We start from the raw sequence: 20,065 nt of genomic DNA on the forward strand, positions 1-20,065 counted from the left end.
TTTTGCCTTGTTATAAAATATCATTAATTATTGTTTATGAAAATAGCTTTACTCTTAACGCGTTCTGTAATCTATCCTTCAATGGCTTTTGATATCATGGATGGTTTTAAATCTTCTCTAAAAAAATTAGGAGTAGAAGGAAAACACGAAATCGTATCATCAAATATAGGTGTGGCCGGCAAAAATGAAGAAATTTATATTTGCTGCGAACAATTATTACTCAATAATACAGATATAATTATTGCTTATATAAATCCTATTACAGCAGAATTTATTCATCCTCTTTTTGAAAATTCCGGAAAGTTACTGATCGTTTTAGATAGTGGTTATCATTTCCCAAACTTTCAACAAAAATTATCAAATGCTCATTTTATTTCTTTAGAAGGTAATTTGTGTTCCCGTGCGATTGTTCGTAAAGCCGCAGAAGAAGGGCTAAAGGATTTTGCTTTTACCTGTTCTTTTTATGATGCAGGTTATCGTCCTCCTTACACGTATTCAACTTCGGTTGAAGATAATGGAGGATCTATTACATACAATCATATTACGCCTTTAAAACGCTCCGATTTTAGTTTGGAACCATTGGCGGGTTATCTTGAAGAAAACAAAGATGCAGCCCTTTTGACTTCTTTTTGCGGAGATATGGCAGAAGATTTTTTTAGAGAATCATCTAAATTTAAGAGTATAACATCCAGTAAAATTTATGGAAGCGGTTTTACAGCAGAAGAATTTTGGCTAAGTAAGATACCTTATCCAGAATATGATTGGAGTTCTTCTATTCCTTGGTCACTAACAATTATTAGCGAAGAAAATAAAGATTTTGTTGCTACGATGGAGAATATCCGTCAAAACAAAGCCAATATATTTTCGCTCTTAGGATGGGAAGCTGCTTTGTTTATAGAAGCTGCAAATGAAAAATCACTAGATGCTATTACGATCCACTCACCAAGAGGAAAAGTTTATATGAATCCTGTAACCGGTTTTTCTTCAGCACCTATTTATTACGCTAAGGTTGCAAAAAATATAGAAACAGGAAATTGTCATTTAGAAGATATCATAGAGGTCGATAATCTGAATGAAGAACGCAGCCGTTTACAACACCATATTCTAGCGGTGCAAAATGTAGCGTCCAATTCTTGGTTTAATGCCTATGCTTGCCTAGAATCATGAGCAGGCAGCGCGATATCGTTATTTTATGTAATAATCGCATGGCTTTTCCTGCGATACAAACCTTGCATAGCCTGAATAAATTGAACACTATCGGAGTGCCTGTTGGTAACGAGGAGGTTTTGTCTTTTTGTTCGGTTTTTGCCAATCAAACAGGGATTAATTTAGTGCTACTCGAAAAAGGAAAAGTAGAAGATCAGTTACAGCAATTAATTGAAAATGGTGGAATCGAATATGTTTTCACAATGACTTTTCCTTGGAAATTATCCGAAAAAATTATAAAACAATATCCTAATATGTTCTATAATTTTCACTACGGACTTTTACCTGAAATGCGTGGTTGTGATCCTGTTTTTGAATCGATTCGTCAACAAAAGCAAGAAACTGGAATTACTGTTCATACCATCGAAAAAGGGATTGATACCGGAAACATAGTACTAAAACATGTGATTCCAAAAGCTACTAATGTCACTCATGGTATGCTTTGCACCAACTTATCTTATCTGGGAGCGCAAATGGTGCCCGAAGTACTAGCACTGTTGCAAACCAATTTCAAAGGAGTACCTCAAGACGAGACAAACGCAAATTACTATAAAAAAGCAGCTGCAGGCGATGTATGCATTCGATGGGAAACTCAGGATGCAAAATCAATAAAGGCATTAGTAAATGCTTGTAATCCTTGGAATAAAGGAGCCTACACTTACTGTAGCGGATGGAACATGCGCATTCTTGAAGTATCAGCAACCAAAAATATTACAGAACATTCACATTCTCCGGGGACTATTTTAGAAATAAATGAAAACAAGGGATTAATTATACAATGTTACAATAATACGCAGCTTCGTATACATACTCTTTATACAGATGAAGGTTTTATGAGTGGGCACAAGTTGCTCGTTTTTGGTATAAAAAATGGACAAAAATTCACCTCTTTATAAATTAACTATTTAACTATGAAACATTTTTACGCTCAAATTAAGAATTTTATAAATATCGCCTTGTTTCTGGGGATATTTTTGCAAAGTTACGTGGGGCACTCTCAAACGACTCTGTCTGCTGGAGATATTATCTTCACAGGATATGATGCCAATCCAGCTCCCGCCGCGGGAGATGTCTATTCGTTTGTGCTTCTTACCAATATTTCGGCAGGTACAGTAATTAATTTTACAGACCGTGGTTATTTTGGAGCTGGTGTTTGGCAAACAGCCCTCTCTACAGAAGCTACCGTTACCTGGACATCAGGAACAGCTATTCCGGTTGGTACAGAAATTATGATAAAAGGTCTTACGGCCTCTACTTATGATCCAAACACCACTGCATTAACAGCAAACGGAACGGTTACTTTAAGAGAGGGTACTCCTGCAAACGGATTATCTTTATCGACTGTAGGAGATCAGATTATTGCTTTTCAGGGTGGTACGGGTATTCCTGAAAGTAGCGGTGTAACTTTTATCTCAGGACTACATTATTTTTATTGTAGTTCTAACGGGACTTCTCAGGCAAGCTGGGATGATTTGGCTTGTGCCGACGGACCAAACTCTTCTGTAATACCTATTGGTCTGGTAGGAGGAACAAGCTCTTTTTACACAGGAACTTTACCAGGAAATGTTTTAGGGACATCAGGTAAATTTAATGGTACCGGAGCACCATTTGCTAACGCTGCCGCAATAAGAGCTGGTGTTATGAATCAAGCAAACTGGACACTTTCAAATACTACTCCAGCGCTTTCAATGCCTTCAGGTGCTGCTTTTCTGGGTGCAGCGCCAACCATTACAGCTAACCCACCCAACAGAACAATTTGTATTGGTAGCAATACTACCTTTTCAATTTCTGCAAACGATGCTACTAGCTATCAGTGGCAGGTAAATACAGGTAGCGGATTTACAAATATTTCAAATGCTGCACCTTATTCTGGGACTACTACAACTATATTAACTATTACAGCAGCAACTGCTGGAATGAATGGTTATTTATATCGATGTATTGCCACTGGTACAGGTTCTGCTACATCAAATGCAGGAACATTAACAGTTTCTAATATTACTGCAACTAGTATTCAAACTAATGTGAGTTGCTTTGGAGGTTCTAACGGATCTGCTATGGTTACTCCCTCCGGTGGAGTTTCTCCATATACATATAGCTGGTCTCCATCAGGAGGGACCGGAGCAATCGCTACGGGATTGTCAGCAGGAAGTTATACTGTAACCATAACAGATGCTAGTTTATGTTCGACTACTCGAAACTTTGTAATTACGCAACCAACTGCACTTGTAGCTACGCCTGCTTCACAAACTAACGTAAGTTGTTTTGGAGGTTCAAATGGTAGTGCTACAGTTGCTCAAACAGGGGGTACACCAAGTTATACTTATTCATGGTCTCCTTCTGGTGGAACTGCTGCAACAGCCACAGGTCTAAGTCAAGGAACATATACCGTAACTGTTACCGATGCTAACGCATGCACCACTACGCAAAGTTTTACGATTACGCAACCAACTGCAATTGCAGTTACACCTGCTTCACAAACCAATGTATCTTGCTTTGGAGGCGCAAATGGTGCAGCTACTATTAACACTCCTACTGGAGGAGCAGGCGGATACACATACAACTGGTCGCCAGGTACTCCAACAGGTGACGGAACTACTTCTGTTACAGGCTTAACAGCTGGAACTTGGACATGCACTGTAACCGATGCTAACGGTTGTACCATAGCGCAAAACTTTATAATAACACAACCAACTGCTATTGTAGCAACTGCAGCTTCTCAAACCAATATTTCGTGCAACGGAGGTTCTACTGGAGCTGCCTCGATTAATATTCCAACAGGTGGAGCAGGTGGATATACCTACAACTGGACTCCAGGTACCCCAACAGGTGATGGAACGAGATCAGTAACAGGATTAAGCGCAGGTGCTTGGACTTGTACTGTAACTGATGCAAACAGTTGTACTACTGTTGTTAACTTTACAATCACACAACCAACGGTTATTAGCACAGCAACTGCTGCACAAACAAATGTGTCTTGTAATGGAGGTTCTAATGGTTCAGCTTCCGTTACTCCTTCTGGTGGTGCTGGTGGATATACTTATTCTTGGTCTCCATCAGGTGGAACGGCTGCTACTGCAACTGGATTAAGTGCAGGAACATATACTGTAACAGTAACCGATGCTAACGCTTGTACAACTTCTCGTAACTTTATAATCACACAACCAACGATTATTAGTACAGCAACTGCTGCACAAACAAATGTGTCTTGTAACGGTGGATCTAATGGTTCAGCTTCAGTTACTCCTTCTGGTGGTGCTGGTGGATATACTTATTCGTGGTCTCCATCAGGTGGAACGGCTGCTACTGCAACTGGATTAAGTGCAGGAACATATACTGTAACGGTAACCGATGCTAACAGTTGTACGGCTTCTCGTAACTTTATAATCACACAACCAACAACTATCAGTACGGCAACAGCTGCGCAAACAAACGTATCTTGCAATGGAGGATCTAATGGTTCTGCTTCGGTGACTCCTTCTGGTGGTGCTGGTGGATATACGTACTCATGGGCTCCTTCGGGTGGAACAGCGGCTACTGCTACTGGATTAAGTGCAGGAACTTATACTGTAACAGTAACCGATGCTAACGCTTGTACCGCTTCTCGTAACTTTATAATCACACAACCAACTGCTATTGTAGCAACTGCAGCTTCTCAAACCAATATTTCGTGCAACGGAGGTTCTACTGGAGCTGCCTCGATTAATATTCCAACAGGTGGAGCAGGTGGATATACCTACAACTGGACTCCAGGTACCCCAACAGGTGATGGAACGAGATCAGTAACAGGATTAAGCGCAGGTGCTTGGACTTGTACTGTAACTGATGCAAACAGTTGTACTACTGTTGTTAACTTTACAATCACACAACCAACGGTTATTAGCACAGCAACTGCTGCACAAACAAATGTGTCTTGTAATGGAGGTTCTAATGGTTCTGCTTCGGTGACTCCTTCTGGTGGTGCTGGTGGATATACTTATTCTTGGTCTCCATCAGGTGGAACGGCTGCTACTGCAACTGGATTAAGTGCAGGAACATATACTGTAACAGTAACCGATGCTAACGCTTGTACAACTTCTCGTAACTTTATAATCACACAACCAACGATTATTAGTACAGCAACTGCTGCACAAACAAATGTGTCTTGTAACGGTGGATCTAATGGTTCAGCTTCAGTTACTCCTTCTGGTGGTGCTGGTGGATATACTTATTCGTGGTCTCCATCAGGTGGAACGGCTGCTACTGCAACTGGATTAAGTGCAGGAACATATACTGTAACGGTAACCGATGCTAACAGTTGTACGGCTTCTCGTAACTTTATAATCACACAACCAACAACTATCAGTACGGCAACAGCTGCGCAAACAAACGTATCTTGCAATGGAGGATCGAACGGATCTGCTTCGGTGACTCCTTCTGGTGGTGCTGGTGGATATACGTACTCATGGGCTCCTTCGGGTGGAACAGCGGCTACTGCTACTGGATTAAGTGCAGGAACTTATACTGTAACAGTAACCGATGCTAACGCATGTACCGCTTCTCGTACCTTTGTAATCACACAACCAACAACTATCAGTACGGCAACAGCTGCGCAAACAAACGTATCTTGCAATGGAGGTTCTAATGGTTCTGCTTCGGTGACTCCTTCTGGTGGTGCTGGTGGATATACTTATTCGTGGTCTCCATCAGGTGGAACGGCTGCTACTGCAACTGGATTAAGTGCAGGAACATATACTGTAACAGTAACCGATGCTAACGCTTGTACCGCTTCTCGTAACTTTATAATCACACAACCAACGATTATTAGTACAGCAACTGCTGCACAAACAAATGTGTCTTGTAACGGTGGATCTAATGGTTCAGCTTCCGTTACTCCTTCTGGTGGTGCTGGTGGATATACTTATTCTTGGTCTCCATCAGGTGGAACGGCTGCTACTGCAACTGGATTAAGTGCAGGAACATATACTGTAACAGTAACCGATGCTAACGCTTGTACAGCTTCCCGTAACTTTATAATCACACAACCAACGATTATTAGTACAGCAACTGCTGCACAAACAAATGTGTCTTGTAACGGTGGATCTAATGGTTCAGCTTCAGTTACTCCTTCTGGTGGTGCTGGTGGATATACTTATTCGTGGTCTCCATCAGGTGGAACGGCTGCTACTGCAACTGGATTAAGTGCAGGAACATATACTGTAACGGTAACCGATGCTAACAGTTGTACGGCTTCTCGTAACTTTATAATCACACAACCAACAACTATCAGTACGGCAACAGCTGCGCAAACAAACGTATCTTGCAATGGAGGTTCGAACGGATCTGCTTCGGTAACTCCTTCGGGTGGTGCTGGTGGATATACGTACTCATGGTCACCATCTGGCGGAACAGCGGCTACTGCTACTGGTCTTACAGCTGGAACTTATACTGTGACAGTAACCGATGCTAACGCATGTACAGCTACTCGAAGCTTTACAATTACACAGCCAACTGTTCTTATCGCAACCGCTGCTGCACAAACGAACGTTTCTTGCAATGGAGGTGCTGACGCATCTGCTACCGTAAGCGTATCAGGAGGAACAAGTGGTTACTCGTATGCATGGTCTCCATCAGGTGGAACGGCTGCTACTGCAACTGGATTAAGTGCAGGAACATATACCGTAACTGTTACAGATGCTAATGGTTGTACAACGACTCAAGGTTTTACCATTACACAGCCTACGGCAATTAGTTTCACAACAACTGTTTTATCTGGGTATGATTATAATACTGGATATAGTCAAAGTATTGTAGCTTCAGGAGGAACAGGGGATAAAACATATGCAGTTACAACAGGAAGTTTGCCTTCTGGTTTTTCACTATCAACAGCTGGACAGATAACAGGTATTTCAACTCAAATTGCAGATAGTAATTTTACCGTTACTGCTACTGATGCTAATAATTGTACTGCTACATTTAATTATGTACTGAAATTAAACCAAATACCAGTTACTGTAACTGCTTCACCTTCTCAAACTAAAGTATATGGAGAAAGTGATCCTGTTTTAACTTATACAGTAACACCAAGTTTACTTTCTGGAGATTCATTTACAGGAGCTTTAACAAGAGTTAGCGGTGAAAACATTGGCACTTATGCTATTAATCAAGGTTCGCTTTCAGCTGGTTCTAAATATTTAATCACCTATGTTGGTACTAACCTTGCCATCACCGCTAAACCAATTACAGTGACAGCAACTGCATCACAAACAAAAGTTTATGGGGAAATAGATCCTGTTATTGCTTATACGGTTTCACCAAGTTTAGTTAGTAGTGATTCTTTTACAGGAGCTTTAACAAGAGTTGCTGGAGAAAATACAGGAACTTATGGCATTAACCAAGGAAGTTTGAGTGCGGGATCTAATTATATGATTAGTTATGCAGGTGCTAACTTTACTATTACTGCAAAACCAATTACAGTGACGGCAACTACTTTACAAAGTAAAGTTTATGGAATAGCAGATCCTTCTTTTGCGTATACACTTTCACCAAGTCTAGTAGGTAGTGATGCCTTAACAGGAACTTTATCAAGAACTGCTGGTGAAAATATTGGAAACTATGCTATCACACAAGGTAGCTTAAGTGCCGGATCTAATTATAATATTACTTATGTAAGTAGAGATTTTACAATTACGGCAAAACCGATCACAGTAACTGCAAATGCTTCACAAACCAAAGTATATGGCACTACGAATCCAGTTTACTCTTATACTTTCTCACCAAGTCTAGTTAGTGGAGATTCTTTCACGGGAACTTTAACAAGAACAGCTGGAGAAAATATTGGAAACTATGCTATCACACAAGGTAATTTAAGTGCAGGGGCTAATTATAACATTACTTATGTAAGCAGAGATTTTACTATTACGGCAAAACCGATCACAGTAACTGCAAATGCTTCACAAACCAAAGTATTTGGTACAACGAATCCGGTTTACTCTTACACTGTTTCACCAAATTTAGTTAGTGGCGACTCTTTCACTGGAGCGTTAACAAGAACTGCTGGAGAGAATGTGGGAACTTACACCATTGCACAAGGTACCTTAAGCGCCGGTGGAAATTACACCATTACGTATAACGGTTCTAATTTCACAATTACGAAAGCAGATCAGGTAATTACATGGAATCAGACTTTAGGATTTGGTTGTAATGGAGCAACTAGTATTGTTTTGACTGCCGTTTCAAATAGTGGTTTAGCAGTAAATTATGCTTCTTCTAACGCGAATATTGCTTCTGTTTCTAATAATTCATTATTTTTCCAAAATTATGGTTCTGCAACTGTAACAGCTTCACAAACAGGAAACATGAATTACAACGCAGCTCCGGCAGTTATTTTACCAATAGTATCTAGTCAACCCAACTTGATTAGAAAACAATTTGAAAATATTATATTCTTTGACAACAGTTCGAATAATTTCAAATCGTACAGCTGGTATAAAAATGGGGTTTTAGTTCCAGGACAAACTTCACAGTATTTTAAAGAAAATGGTGCTTTGAATGGAACTTATTACGCAGTAGCAACAAAACTGGACGGAACATTAATTACAAGCTGTCCGTTGACTCTCTCTCCAACAATAGTAGAAGAGTATATGAGAATTGTACCTAACCCTGTTAGAAGCAATACGAATTTCCAATTAATGACTAATATTAGTGCAAGCAGAATACAGAATGCACGTGTTGAGATTTTTAACTTAACAGGAAACTTGCTAACTACTGTAAATACAAGTCAAAGCAATATTGACATGATAGCTCCGATTGTTGAGGGAATTTATATTATAAAAATAACCTTAGCAAATGGTACCTATTTTACTAAAAACCTTTTAGTAAGAAAATAAAATAATTTAAAGAATATGACATCCTCATTTTTAATGAATGGGGATGGATTATTCGAATCAAAACAACAAGTATGAAATTGTCATTTTCTGCAAGTATGCGCGAGCAGTAATCAACAAGTAAAAGGCAATAACATATAAGACCGCTAAAAATAAATTTTACATCTATGAAATGCAATCTTAAAAACATAATTGGAGTTACAGCTTTCTTAATCTCACAAGGTATAGCTGCACAAGTTTATGTAGGAATACAGTCTGGAATAGGAAATATCCAGAGTGATATAACTGGTATACAAACAGGTAATCGTCTTGGTGGAGCTTTAAAGATAGGTTATATTTATTCTTTAAATAGTCATTTTGGAATTGGTACCGGGTTAGAGTTCTCGCAATACAAGCAAGAAGTTTCTTTTTCTAGGCCTACTGCTACACTTTCAAATTTTGAAGTTGATGCTTCCACTTCGGCATTTGTATATAACATGACTACAAACAATTATAGAGAAAAACAAACTTTACAGGCTGTGCAAATTCCTCTTTTTGTGCAATATAAAAAAAACATAAATACTGGTGTTGACTTTAATTTTAGAGCTGGTGCTAAATATTTTTTACCTGTAAACTATGAAATTAATACAACTGCCGATTATGTAAATGGTACTGCTTATTATCCTGATGTCAACCTTACTATTTTTGATTTACCCGAATATGGTTTTGGTCAACAAAATAATTATTCCGCATCAGGAGAGTACAAAACTAAAGGAGTTATAATGAGTTCTTTTGAGTTAGGATTTACATTTGATATGGGAAAAAAGAGTTCTTTATATGCTGCCATGTTTTTGGAAAATGGATATGGTACAATCTTAGACCAAAACAAGAATGAATCCTATATTGGTTACAGCCCAACGTCTACAGCTGATAGGAAAGCTAATGGCTTATACAGTACTGATAAAGATACTGAAATTAAACCGGTAGCTTTTGGTGTAACGCTAGGATGGAATTTTAAATAATCTCATTTTTTTTTAATGTAAAAGGTCTTGACTCAATCAAGGCCTTTTTTTTTTGCAAAATATTCTCTTTCAAAGTATACTGTTGATCTGTATTTGCAACTTTCAAAAGTTGTTTATTTTGTTAAAGGTTCAAACACTAAGCGTACCAACAAACTGATCATAAATAAACCTACTACAATCTGTTACAAAACCGCAAGAAAAATAATTTTCGGGCAGTTTTTTTAAAACAAACACGTATTACATAATCATGAAACTACTAATTTTTCAACATCCCTTTTACCTCATCTAGATAACCATGTATAGCCTCTATTTTTAATCACAGAATACTAACACCAAGCTGATAATCAATAATATTACAAAAATATATTGCTTTTTTACCCGTTTTGAAATTAGGACCTTTGGCATAAAAAATGGCTTGTATGTCTTTCATTTTATTATCGTAACCATGTGTGCTTACGCTGACTTTTTGATCGGGTTTGTTGACTAGACTATACCCTGCATCTGCTTCAACAGCAAAATCTAAAGCTCTTGGATTAGTCCCAAAATGCAGTCGTTTAGGTATTTTATTTGTAGGATACCATTGGATATGAGACTCTTTTTTAAGGTATCAGCGATGACTTCTTTATGTCCGGCTTTAGCTTCAATACTCATAATCGGGTTTATAACTGCAGCAAATACGTACCATTATAGTTTGAGATGGTCTAAAATAGCGACTTTTTGTCGTTGCTAATGGCCATCATTGCGTGGTCTGAAACTACAATTAGATTGATTTTTTTACCAATAGGAAGCGGGTCTAATTTTTGCATGTGTTGACCGATGACAGCATCAACTTTGGGTACATTTTTATATTTTCTTCCGACAAAGACCTGTAATTATGACCTGTCTCATCGGGCTAATCAAAATAGAGTATGATTAAGTGAGGACACTCCGTTTCGGGCAGATTAAGCCAATAAATTACGGTATTAATTCTGTTTTCGTAACATAAGAAAGACAAATCATAATATAAGTACTTGTAAATCTGATACAATTAGTATAGGTTTGTAGCTTTTTATCATTTCCTAAATTTATTTACTAAATATGAAAAAACTCTACCTTTTTCTAGGCATTTTATTATCCTTTACTACGACCACCCTAGTGGCTCACACTCACACCCCTACCTATTTTACACCAAAAAAAGGCAAACTAGGTAATGTGGCAGCCTTGAAAGGCTCCAATTTTAACACCACAGCAGCAAAAACAACATGGGCAGCTTCACGAGCAACAGAAGCTGCCCTACCTGCTGCCCCTACAGCCATATCACCACAAGTGTATACTGGTATGGCCACTATTGCCAATTTAACCGCAACAGGAACGAATTTAAAATGGTACACAGCCTCAACTGATGGAACGCCTCTGTCAACTACTACTTCATTAGTAGATGGTACAACATATTATGTAAGCCAAACGGCAAGTGGCTTGGAAAGTATCAGAACCGCGGTTCTAGTTCGAAAAATTAGTGAAGCAACACTGGCTATATGTGGCTCAGCAACCGTAGCTAATTTGGTGAGCACACCAACAACTGGCGCAACAACAAAATGGTTTACCTCCACTAGTAGTGGTACAGCATTAGCCAATCCCGACGCAATAACAACTGGCACTTATTACGTGGAACAAAGTAAATATGTACCTACCACGATTTCAAAGCTGACAGAAGGTTCAGGATCTTTGTCATCGATAGCTATAGAAGCTGATGGCAAAATTTTAATTGCTGAAGGAATACTAAGTGGTATTGTGCAACGTATGGATGCCGATGGAAAAAATAGTGAGATAGTAGCCTCTATTCCAAATGCGAGTTCGGTTGCAGTTCAAGCCGATGGGAAACTTTTGGTGGCTGATGCTACTACGAGTCTTAAACGAATGGATGCAGATGGGAAAAACCTTGTTTCTTTTGGAACTGGACTAACATTTACAACCAATATATTAGTTCAACCAAATGGAAAAATTCTGGTTATTGATGATTATGAGGTAAAACGAATGGATGCCGACGGAACAAATCTTGTTACTATTGCTGATAGCTTTAATCTACCGTATGATTTAGCACTACAAGCCGATGGCAAAATTGTGGTAGCAGATACTTTTAATGGATTGGTTAAGCGAATGAATGCTGATGGATCGAACATTGTTACACTTGGCACCGGAATGATCTTTCCAACGGCAGTTGAAGTGATGACTGATGGTAAGATTCTTGTAACAGATGATGACAAAGTAAAACTAATAGACGTTGATGGCACAACCACCGAAACTTTATATACAGATGCAGATGGCGGATTAATAAGTATTGCTGTAACAGCCAATGATAAAATTTTAGTAGCCAATAATAATAATTTTAATAAATTCGAGATAAACGAGCTAGTTGTCGGTACTACTGAAACCTCTAATAGAGTGGCTGTCAATGTAACCGTAAACACAAACCCAACAGCGCCAGCTGCTTCAGCGCAATCAGTTTGTGCTACTGCCACGGTAGCTGACTTAGTAGCTACAGGAACAGGAACCATCAATTGGTATACGGCTGCAACTGGTGGTACAGCATTGGCTCCCACTACCACTTTAGTAGCTGGTAACTACTTTGCTTCGCAAACTATAGGAACTTGCGAAAGTACAACAAGGACAAGTATTACAGTAACGGTTTCAGCAGCTATCAGTACGGCAACTGCTGTGCAAACAAATGTATCCTGTAATGGAGGATCTAATGGTTCTGCTTCCGTGACTCCTTCGGGAGGTGCCGGTGGATATACTTATTCTTGGTCGCCTTCGGGTGGAACAGCTGCTACAGCAACTGGATTAAGCGCTGGAATATATACCGTAACGGTAACCGATGCTAATGGTTGTACAGCTACTAGAAACTTTACAATTACACAACCAACAGCTATCAGTACGGCAACTGCTGTGCAAACAAATGTATCCTGTAATGGAGGATCTAATGGTTCTGCTTCCGTGACTCCTTCGGGAGGTGCTGGTGGATATACTTATTCTTGGTCGCCTTCGGGTGGAACAGCTGCTACAGCAACTGGATTAAGCGCTGGAATATATACCGTAACGGTAACCGATGCCAATGGTTGTACAACTACTCAAGGTTTTACCATTACACAACCAACTGCTCTTGTAGCAACTGCTGCTGCGCAAACGAACGTTTCTTGCAATGGAGGTGCTAACGCATCTGCTACGGTAAGCGTTTCAGGAGGAACAAGTGGCTATACTTACTCATGGGCTCCATCAGGAGGAACAGCAGCGACTGCGACTGGACTTGCATCTGGAACTTATACTGTGACAGTAACAGATGCTAATGGTTGTACAACTACTCAAAATTTTACTATTACACAACCAACGGTTCTTTTAGCAACTGCTGCTGCGCAAACAAACGTTTCTTGCAATGGAGGTTCTAACGGATCTGCTACTGTAGGCGTTTCTGGAGGAACAAGTAGCTATACGTATGCATGGGCTCCATCTGGTGGAACTGCAGCTACTGCATCAGGTTTGAGAGCGGGAACGTATACTGTAACTGTTACCGATGCCAACGGTTGCACTGCTACTCAAAACTTTACAATCACGCAGCCAACGGCAATTAATTTTACAACAACAGTTTTGTCTGGTTATGATTATAATACTGGATATAGTGAAACTATAGTAACTTCAGGAGGAACAGGATCTAAAACGTATGCAGTTACAGCAGGAAGTTTACCTTCTGGTTTTTCACTATCAATAGCCGGACAGATAACAGGTACTTCAACTCAAATTACTGATAGTAATTTTACGGTTACCGCTACTGATGCTACTAGTTGTACTGCTACCTATAATTATATACTGAAATTAGATCAAATCCCAATTACCGTAACTGCGACACCTTCTCAAACTAAAGTATATGGGGAAATTGATCCTATTTTAACTTATACTGTATCACCAAGCTTGCTTTCTGGAGATTCATTTACCGGGTCTTTAACAAGAGTTAGTGGTGAAAATATTGGTAATTATGCTATCAATCAAGGTTCTCTTTCAGCTGGGTCTAAATATTTAATTACTTATGCTGGTGCTAACTTTACTATTACCGCAAAACCAATTACAGTTACAGCAAATGCTTCACAAACCAAAGTATATGGTACAACAGATCCTGTTTTTGCTTATACCGTTTCTCCGAGTTTAGTAAGTGGAGATTCTTTCACTGGAGCGTTAACAAGAACTGTTGGAGAGAATGTGGGAACGTACACCATTGCACAAGGTACCTTAAGCGCCGGTGGAAATTACACCATTACGTATAACGGTTCTAATTTCACTATTACGAAAGCAGATCAGGTAATTACATGGAATCAGACTTTAGGATTTGGTTGTAATGGAGCAACTAGTATTGTTTTAACTGCTGCTTCAAATAGTGGTTTAGCAGTAAATTATGCTTCTTCTAACTCGAACATTGCTTCTGTTTCAAATAATTCATTACTTTTCCAAAATTATGGGTCTACAACCATAACAGCCTCGCAACCAGGAAACATGAATTACAACGCAGCTCCAACTGTAGTTTTACCAGTAGTAACTAGTCAGCCTAACCTGATTAGAAAACAATTTGAAAATATTATATTCTTTGACAATAGTTCTAAGAATTTCAAATCGTACAGCTGGTATAAAAATGGGGTTTTAGTTCCAGGACAAACTTCACAATCTTTCAAAGAAAATGGTTCATTGAATGGAACATATCATGCCGTAGCAACAAAATTAGACGGAACATTAATTACAAGCTGTCCGTTGACTCTCTCTCCAACAATAGTAGAAGAGTATATGAGAATTGTACCTAACCCTGTTAGAAGCAATACGAATTTCCAATTAATGACTAATATTAGTGCAAGCAGAATACAGAATGCACGTGTTGAGATTTTTAACTTAACAGGAAACTTGCTAACTACTGTAAATACAAGTCAAAGCAATATTGACATGATAGCTCCGATTGTTGAGGGAATTTATATTATAAAAATAACCTTAGCAAATGGTACCTATTTTACTAAAAACCTTTTAGTAAGAAAATAAAATAATTTAAAGAATATGACATCCTCATTTTTAATGAATGGGGATGGATTATTCGAATCAAAACAACAAGTATGAAATTGTCATTTTCTGCAAGTATGCGCGAGCAGTAATCAACAAGTAAAAGGCAATAACATATAAGACCGCTAAAAATAAATTTTACATCTATGAAATGCAATCTTAAAAACATAATTGGAGTTACAGCTTTCTTAATCTCACAAGGTATAGCTGCACAAGTTTATGTAGGAATACAGTCTGGAATAGGAAATATCCAGAGTGATATAACTGGTATACAAACAGGTAATCGTCTTGGTGGAGCTTTAAAGATAGGTTATATTTATTCTTTAAATAGTCATTTTGGAATTGGTACCGGGTTAGAGTTCTCGCAATACAAGCAAGAAGTTTCTTTTTCTAGGCCTACTGCTACACTTTCAAATTTTGAAGTTGATGCTTCCACTTCGGCATTTGTATATAACATGACTACAAACAATTATAGAGAAAAACAAACTTTACAGGCTGTGCAAATTCCTCTTTTTGTGCAATATAAAAAAAACATAAATATTGGTGTTGACTTTAATTTTAGAGCTGGTGCTAAATATTTTTTACCTGTAAACTATGAAATTAATGCAACTGCCGATTATGTAAATGGTACTGCTTATTATCCTGATGTCAACCTTACTATTTTTGATTTACCCGAATATGGTTTTGGTCAACAAAATAATTATTCCGCATCAGGAGAGTACAAAACTAAAGGAGTTATAATGAGTTCTTTTGAGTTAGGATTTACATTTGATATGGGAAAAAAGAGTTCTTTATATGCTGCCATGTTTTTGGAAAATGGATATGGTACAATCTTAGACCAAAACAAGAATGAATCCTATATTGGTTACAGCCCAACGTCTACAGCTGATAGGAAAGCTAATGGCTTATACAGTACTGATAAAGATGCTGAAATTAAACCGGTAGCTTTTGGTGTAACGCTAGGATGGAATTTTAAATAATCTCATTTTTTTTTAAATGCAAAAGGTCTTGACTCAATCAAGGCCTTTTTTTTGCAAAATATTCTCTTTCAAAGTGGTTGAATAGTAATTAAAATTTGCAGACGGTATAACCATCACTTCGGTATCTTTTTCTATGAGATTTCTTAGTACTAATAATTTTGAAGCGACACCAGAAGTGGAAATTACCCAAATCCAAACCAAAGAATTATTAAAACAGAAGCTGGTGTAAACAATACAATAGATTTGCAAAACTTGAGTAATACCATTTACTTTATAAAACAAATTAGTATTCTTGAAGCAAAAACACACCTAATTATAATTTTAAAAAAAATCTCTATTTTCAATTTAAGTCGTTTAAGAAAATCTTGAATAGCTTTTTTTGTTAGGGGGAAACATTACTAATTGAAAAAGATCTGATACTTTTAATAACTTTCTAAATCCTCCAAAATTTAATTAAAAACCTGTAACATATAATATTGGCTTAACTTTGAAAATTGTAAGTTTGCAAGCTAATTACAATTGTAACCCAATGAAACACAATTACACATGGAACCATATTATGGTTTTATTTATTTTTTTTATGGGCTTCACGCTAAATCTTGAAGCACAAGTAACCCAACCTACACCTCAAGAATTACCTTTTACTCAAAACTTCTCTACACTTGATGCCACATCAACTACCTATCCAGCCGGATTTCAAGGGTGGAAAGCAAGTGTTTTACCGACAAGCAGTTTCGTTACGACGGGAACGTTGGTAGGTGATACTCCTTTAACAGCAAGTAGTACTGCAGGAACAACTTCTGGCAACGTACATAACTACAATGGAAAAATTGGTTTTTTGAACTCAGGATCACTAGATTTAACAATAGCTCTAGCTTTAAAAACAACTGGAAAAACAGGGATTTTTGTAGAGTATGATGCCATGGTCATTCGTAATCCTTATAATGGAACCAACAATACCCGCATAAATGACCTTGTAATGCAATACAGAGTAGGCACTACAGATACTTTTGTTACCCTTTCATCAACATTGTATTCTAGTACCACTACTCCACAAACCTCAGGAACTACAGAACAAAATCTACAAAAAATAAGAGTACAACTTCCAGTAGATTGCGAAGATAAAGACGTAGTACAAATAAGATGGATATCAAGACAAGCATCGGGCACGGGCGCAAGACCCTCATTTGCAATAGACAATATTAGGGTGATAAATGATGTAATTGCACCAGTATACGCTACTGGATTCCCAAAAATAAGTGATATCCTCTCAACAGGTTTTGATTTTATAACTAAAATCAATGAACCTGGAAAAACTTTTTATGTCGTGCTACCTGTTGGTAGTGCTGCACCCAGCATTGAGCAAATAAAGGCAGGAACAGATGCTACCAACACCATTGCTTTTAAAGCTGGATTACTAACCGTTATTGACCCAGAGGTTGAGTATACACAAAGTATAACAGGTTTGTCTATTGGTACATCGTATAATTTATATGCCATTTCAGAAGATGGATCTGGTAATACACAAGTATCAAGTACGGTATTGCCTATTACTACATCATCAGTGGCTGTACCTTCTATTAAGCCAACAGTATCAAATTTAAACTTTGGTTTCGTTGAACAAAATACAATCAGCACTCCACTACAGTATGAAATTCAAGCTGAAAATTTAACCAATGATATCACAGTAACAGCAACGGGTAATTACGTTATATCTAAAACAGAAACTGGTACTTATGCAAACAGTTTAAATTATGCTGTTAATGAATTTACTAATGCAGCTTTAGCAAAAGTCTTTGTGAAATTCACACCAACAGCTATAGGAACGGCAACAGGAACTATTACCCACCAAACAACTGGTGGAACGAATAAAACTGTTACTCTTACAGGTAAAGGAATAAATCCATATTTCCAAGATTTTAATGATCCAAATGTACTTACTAATAGTGGCTGGACAGAATACAGTGTTGCTGGAAATAACTTAAAATGGACTAGTACAAATACACGCTTTAATAGTTCTCCTGCTGCCGTTCAAATGAATGGATATACAGAAAACGGAGCTAGTAAAGACTGGTTGATTTCTCCTGTATTGCGATTAAATGCTTTTGATAAATTTCCATTGCTATCTTTTTACGCTCGAAAATTTTTCTCAGGAACGCCTCTTAAATTGTTGGTTTCTACAAACTATGATGGAAAAAGCAATCCCGAAACAGCAACTTGGACTGTCATCGAAGGAGATTTTCCAACCACAACAGGAACATTCAAACAATCACAGTTTATCAACCTTGAGGCCTATAAAACAAATACAACTTATGTGGCTTGGGTATATGAATCAGCTACATCTGGTGGAACTGATAGTGCCGAGTGGACTATTGATGATGTGAGAATATCAAATGAAGCTACTTTTATTGCCTCAAACCCTAACTTAAACTTTGGAGAAATTAGTCCTAATACCACTTCTGCTAGTCAATCGTTTATATTCATGGCAGGTGGTTTTGGAAACATAACTATTAATGCTCCAGCAAACTATGAATTATCAACAGATAATAGTGTTTTCACCACTAGCCTACTTGTAACTGCTGCTGATGCTGTGATAGGTAAATTAGTCTATGCGCGTTTCGTACCAACTTCAAAGGAATTGAGTATCTCTGGCCCATTAAAAATTACAGGAACTGGACTAAATCAAGAAATTGGTTCTTTCAAAGGGTCTTCATTACCAAAAACTGAAACTTTTGACATTGTAACCTATAATTTAGAATTTTTTGGAACTGATGTTAAAGACACTAGCGGAAGTGAATTCGGTCCAACAAATGATGTACTTCAAATAGATAATGTTGCAAAAGTAATGAATACAATGAACGCCGATGTGTATGCAGTTCAAGAGGTGTCAGATGATGCCGCATTAGAAACTTTGATCCAAAAAATAAGTGTGAATGGAAAAACATTTGCAAAATCAGTTTCTCCTGCTTGGTCTCGCTCCTTTCAAGCACCAGATCCTAACTTTCCTCCACAAAAACTGGTACTACTATATAATACACAAACTACAACCGTAAAGAAATCTCGTGTCATGTTTAGTAAACTTTACGATGAAGTACGCGCAGGAACTAAAACGTTACCTAACTATCCAAGTACAGGTGACAGCTTTTATTCTTCAGGTCGTTTGCCGTATATGGTTGAAATAGAGACAAACATTAACGGAATCACAAAAGACCTTACCATTATTAATCTTCACGCTCGTGCAAATAGCGGTAGTGATATTGCTAGATACAACATGCGTAAGTATGATGTTGAATTGTTAAAAGACAGTCTTGATGTGAATTATCCTAATGCAAATATTATTCTTCTTGGCGATTACAATGATGATGTAGACCAATCTGTAATTGCAGGAAATCCATCTTCTTATCAAAAATTAGTAGAAGACACAGCAAGATATAATACACTAACATTAGACATTAGTAAAGCTGGTGCATTTAGTTATTTGTCATCTGGAGGATTTTTAGATCATATTTTAGTATCTAATGAACTTACTGATGAGTATGTTACAAATTCTACCGTAGTATATGATCCTAGAAATGATGTTCCAAATTATGTTACTACAACCTCAGATCACGGTCCAGTTATAGCTCGTTTTGAACTAAAAGCTGATCCTGTGTTGAGTGTAAATGATGTTTTACCAACGAATAAAACAATCGTGAAAATGTATCCAAACCCAGTATCTGATATATTAAACGTTTCATTAGATTCATTTGAAAATGAAAACGTGAAACTTCAATTTTATGATGTTTTAGGAAGAGCCATTGGAATGCCAATCGAATTGAGTCCAAAATCAAACAGAGACAATTCCTCTATTGATGTATCTCAATTACCCGCAGGCATTTACATATACTCACTTTCCGTTGGAAATAAAATTATTCAAACTGATAAAATCATAAAAAAATAATTTAAA

The 20,065-nt window shown here is 37.7% G+C and carries 7 protein-coding genes and 2 pseudogenes; 7 read left to right on the forward strand and 2 right to left on the reverse strand.

Annotated elements, in window-relative coordinates:
• The first annotated feature begins 36 nt into the window (after window positions 1-36).
• From LQ189_RS10325 to LQ189_RS10340, 4 genes are all read left to right on the forward strand, one after another.
• Entirely contained in the window at window positions 37-1,167 is a 1,131-nt protein-coding gene (locus LQ189_RS10325; protein WP_230156501.1) for an ABC transporter substrate-binding protein, read from the forward strand.
• Complete coding sequence (locus tag LQ189_RS10330; RefSeq protein WP_230156503.1) at window positions 1,164-2,102, forward strand: formyltransferase family protein; 939 nt, start codon at window positions 1,164-1,166, stop codon at window positions 2,100-2,102. Before LQ189_RS10325 ends, LQ189_RS10330 begins: the two co-directional genes overlap by 4 nt.
• A 15-nt stretch (window positions 2,103-2,117) precedes the next feature.
• Entirely contained in the window at window positions 2,118-9,074 is a 6,957-nt protein-coding gene (locus tag LQ189_RS10335; RefSeq protein ID WP_230156505.1) for an MBG domain-containing protein, read from the forward strand.
• Between the two features lie 164 nt (window positions 9,075-9,238).
• A complete protein-coding gene (locus tag LQ189_RS10340; protein WP_230156513.1) occupies window positions 9,239-10,072 on the forward strand; it encodes a PorT family protein in 834 nt (277 codons plus the stop codon).
• A 448-nt stretch (window positions 10,073-10,520) separates the two neighbouring features.
• Here LQ189_RS10340 and LQ189_RS16305 read toward each other — a convergent pair.
• Together LQ189_RS16305 and LQ189_RS10345 are read right to left on the reverse strand one after the other, a co-directional pair.
• A pseudogene (locus LQ189_RS16305) lies at window positions 10,521-10,658 on the reverse strand (alkaline phosphatase family protein); the annotation flags it as partial.
• A 115-nt stretch (window positions 10,659-10,773) separates the two neighbouring features.
• Window positions 10,774-10,905, reverse strand: a pseudogene (locus tag LQ189_RS10345) (alkaline phosphatase family protein); the annotation flags it as partial.
• A 244-nt stretch (window positions 10,906-11,149) separates the two neighbouring features.
• On the opposite strand from LQ189_RS10345, the gene LQ189_RS10350 reads away from it, so the two are divergent.
• From LQ189_RS10350 to LQ189_RS10360, 3 genes are all read left to right on the forward strand, one after another.
• Entirely contained in the window at window positions 11,150-15,121 is a 3,972-nt protein-coding gene (locus tag LQ189_RS10350; RefSeq protein ID WP_230156518.1) for an MBG domain-containing protein, read from the forward strand.
• A gap of 164 nt (window positions 15,122-15,285) precedes the next feature.
• Window positions 15,286-16,119, forward strand: coding sequence for a PorT family protein (locus tag LQ189_RS10355; protein WP_230156525.1), 834 nt, complete (start codon window positions 15,286-15,288; stop codon window positions 16,117-16,119).
• A 529-nt stretch (window positions 16,120-16,648) separates the two neighbouring features.
• Entirely contained in the window at window positions 16,649-20,059 is a 3,411-nt protein-coding gene (locus tag LQ189_RS10360) for a T9SS-dependent choice-of-anchor J family protein (protein WP_230156527.1), read from the forward strand.
• Window positions 20,060-20,065 lie beyond the last annotated feature (6 nt).

The sequence above is a fragment of the Flavobacterium sp. CECT 9288 genome (assembly GCF_918731615.1).
GTDB lineage: Bacteria > Bacteroidota > Bacteroidia > Flavobacteriales > Flavobacteriaceae > Flavobacterium.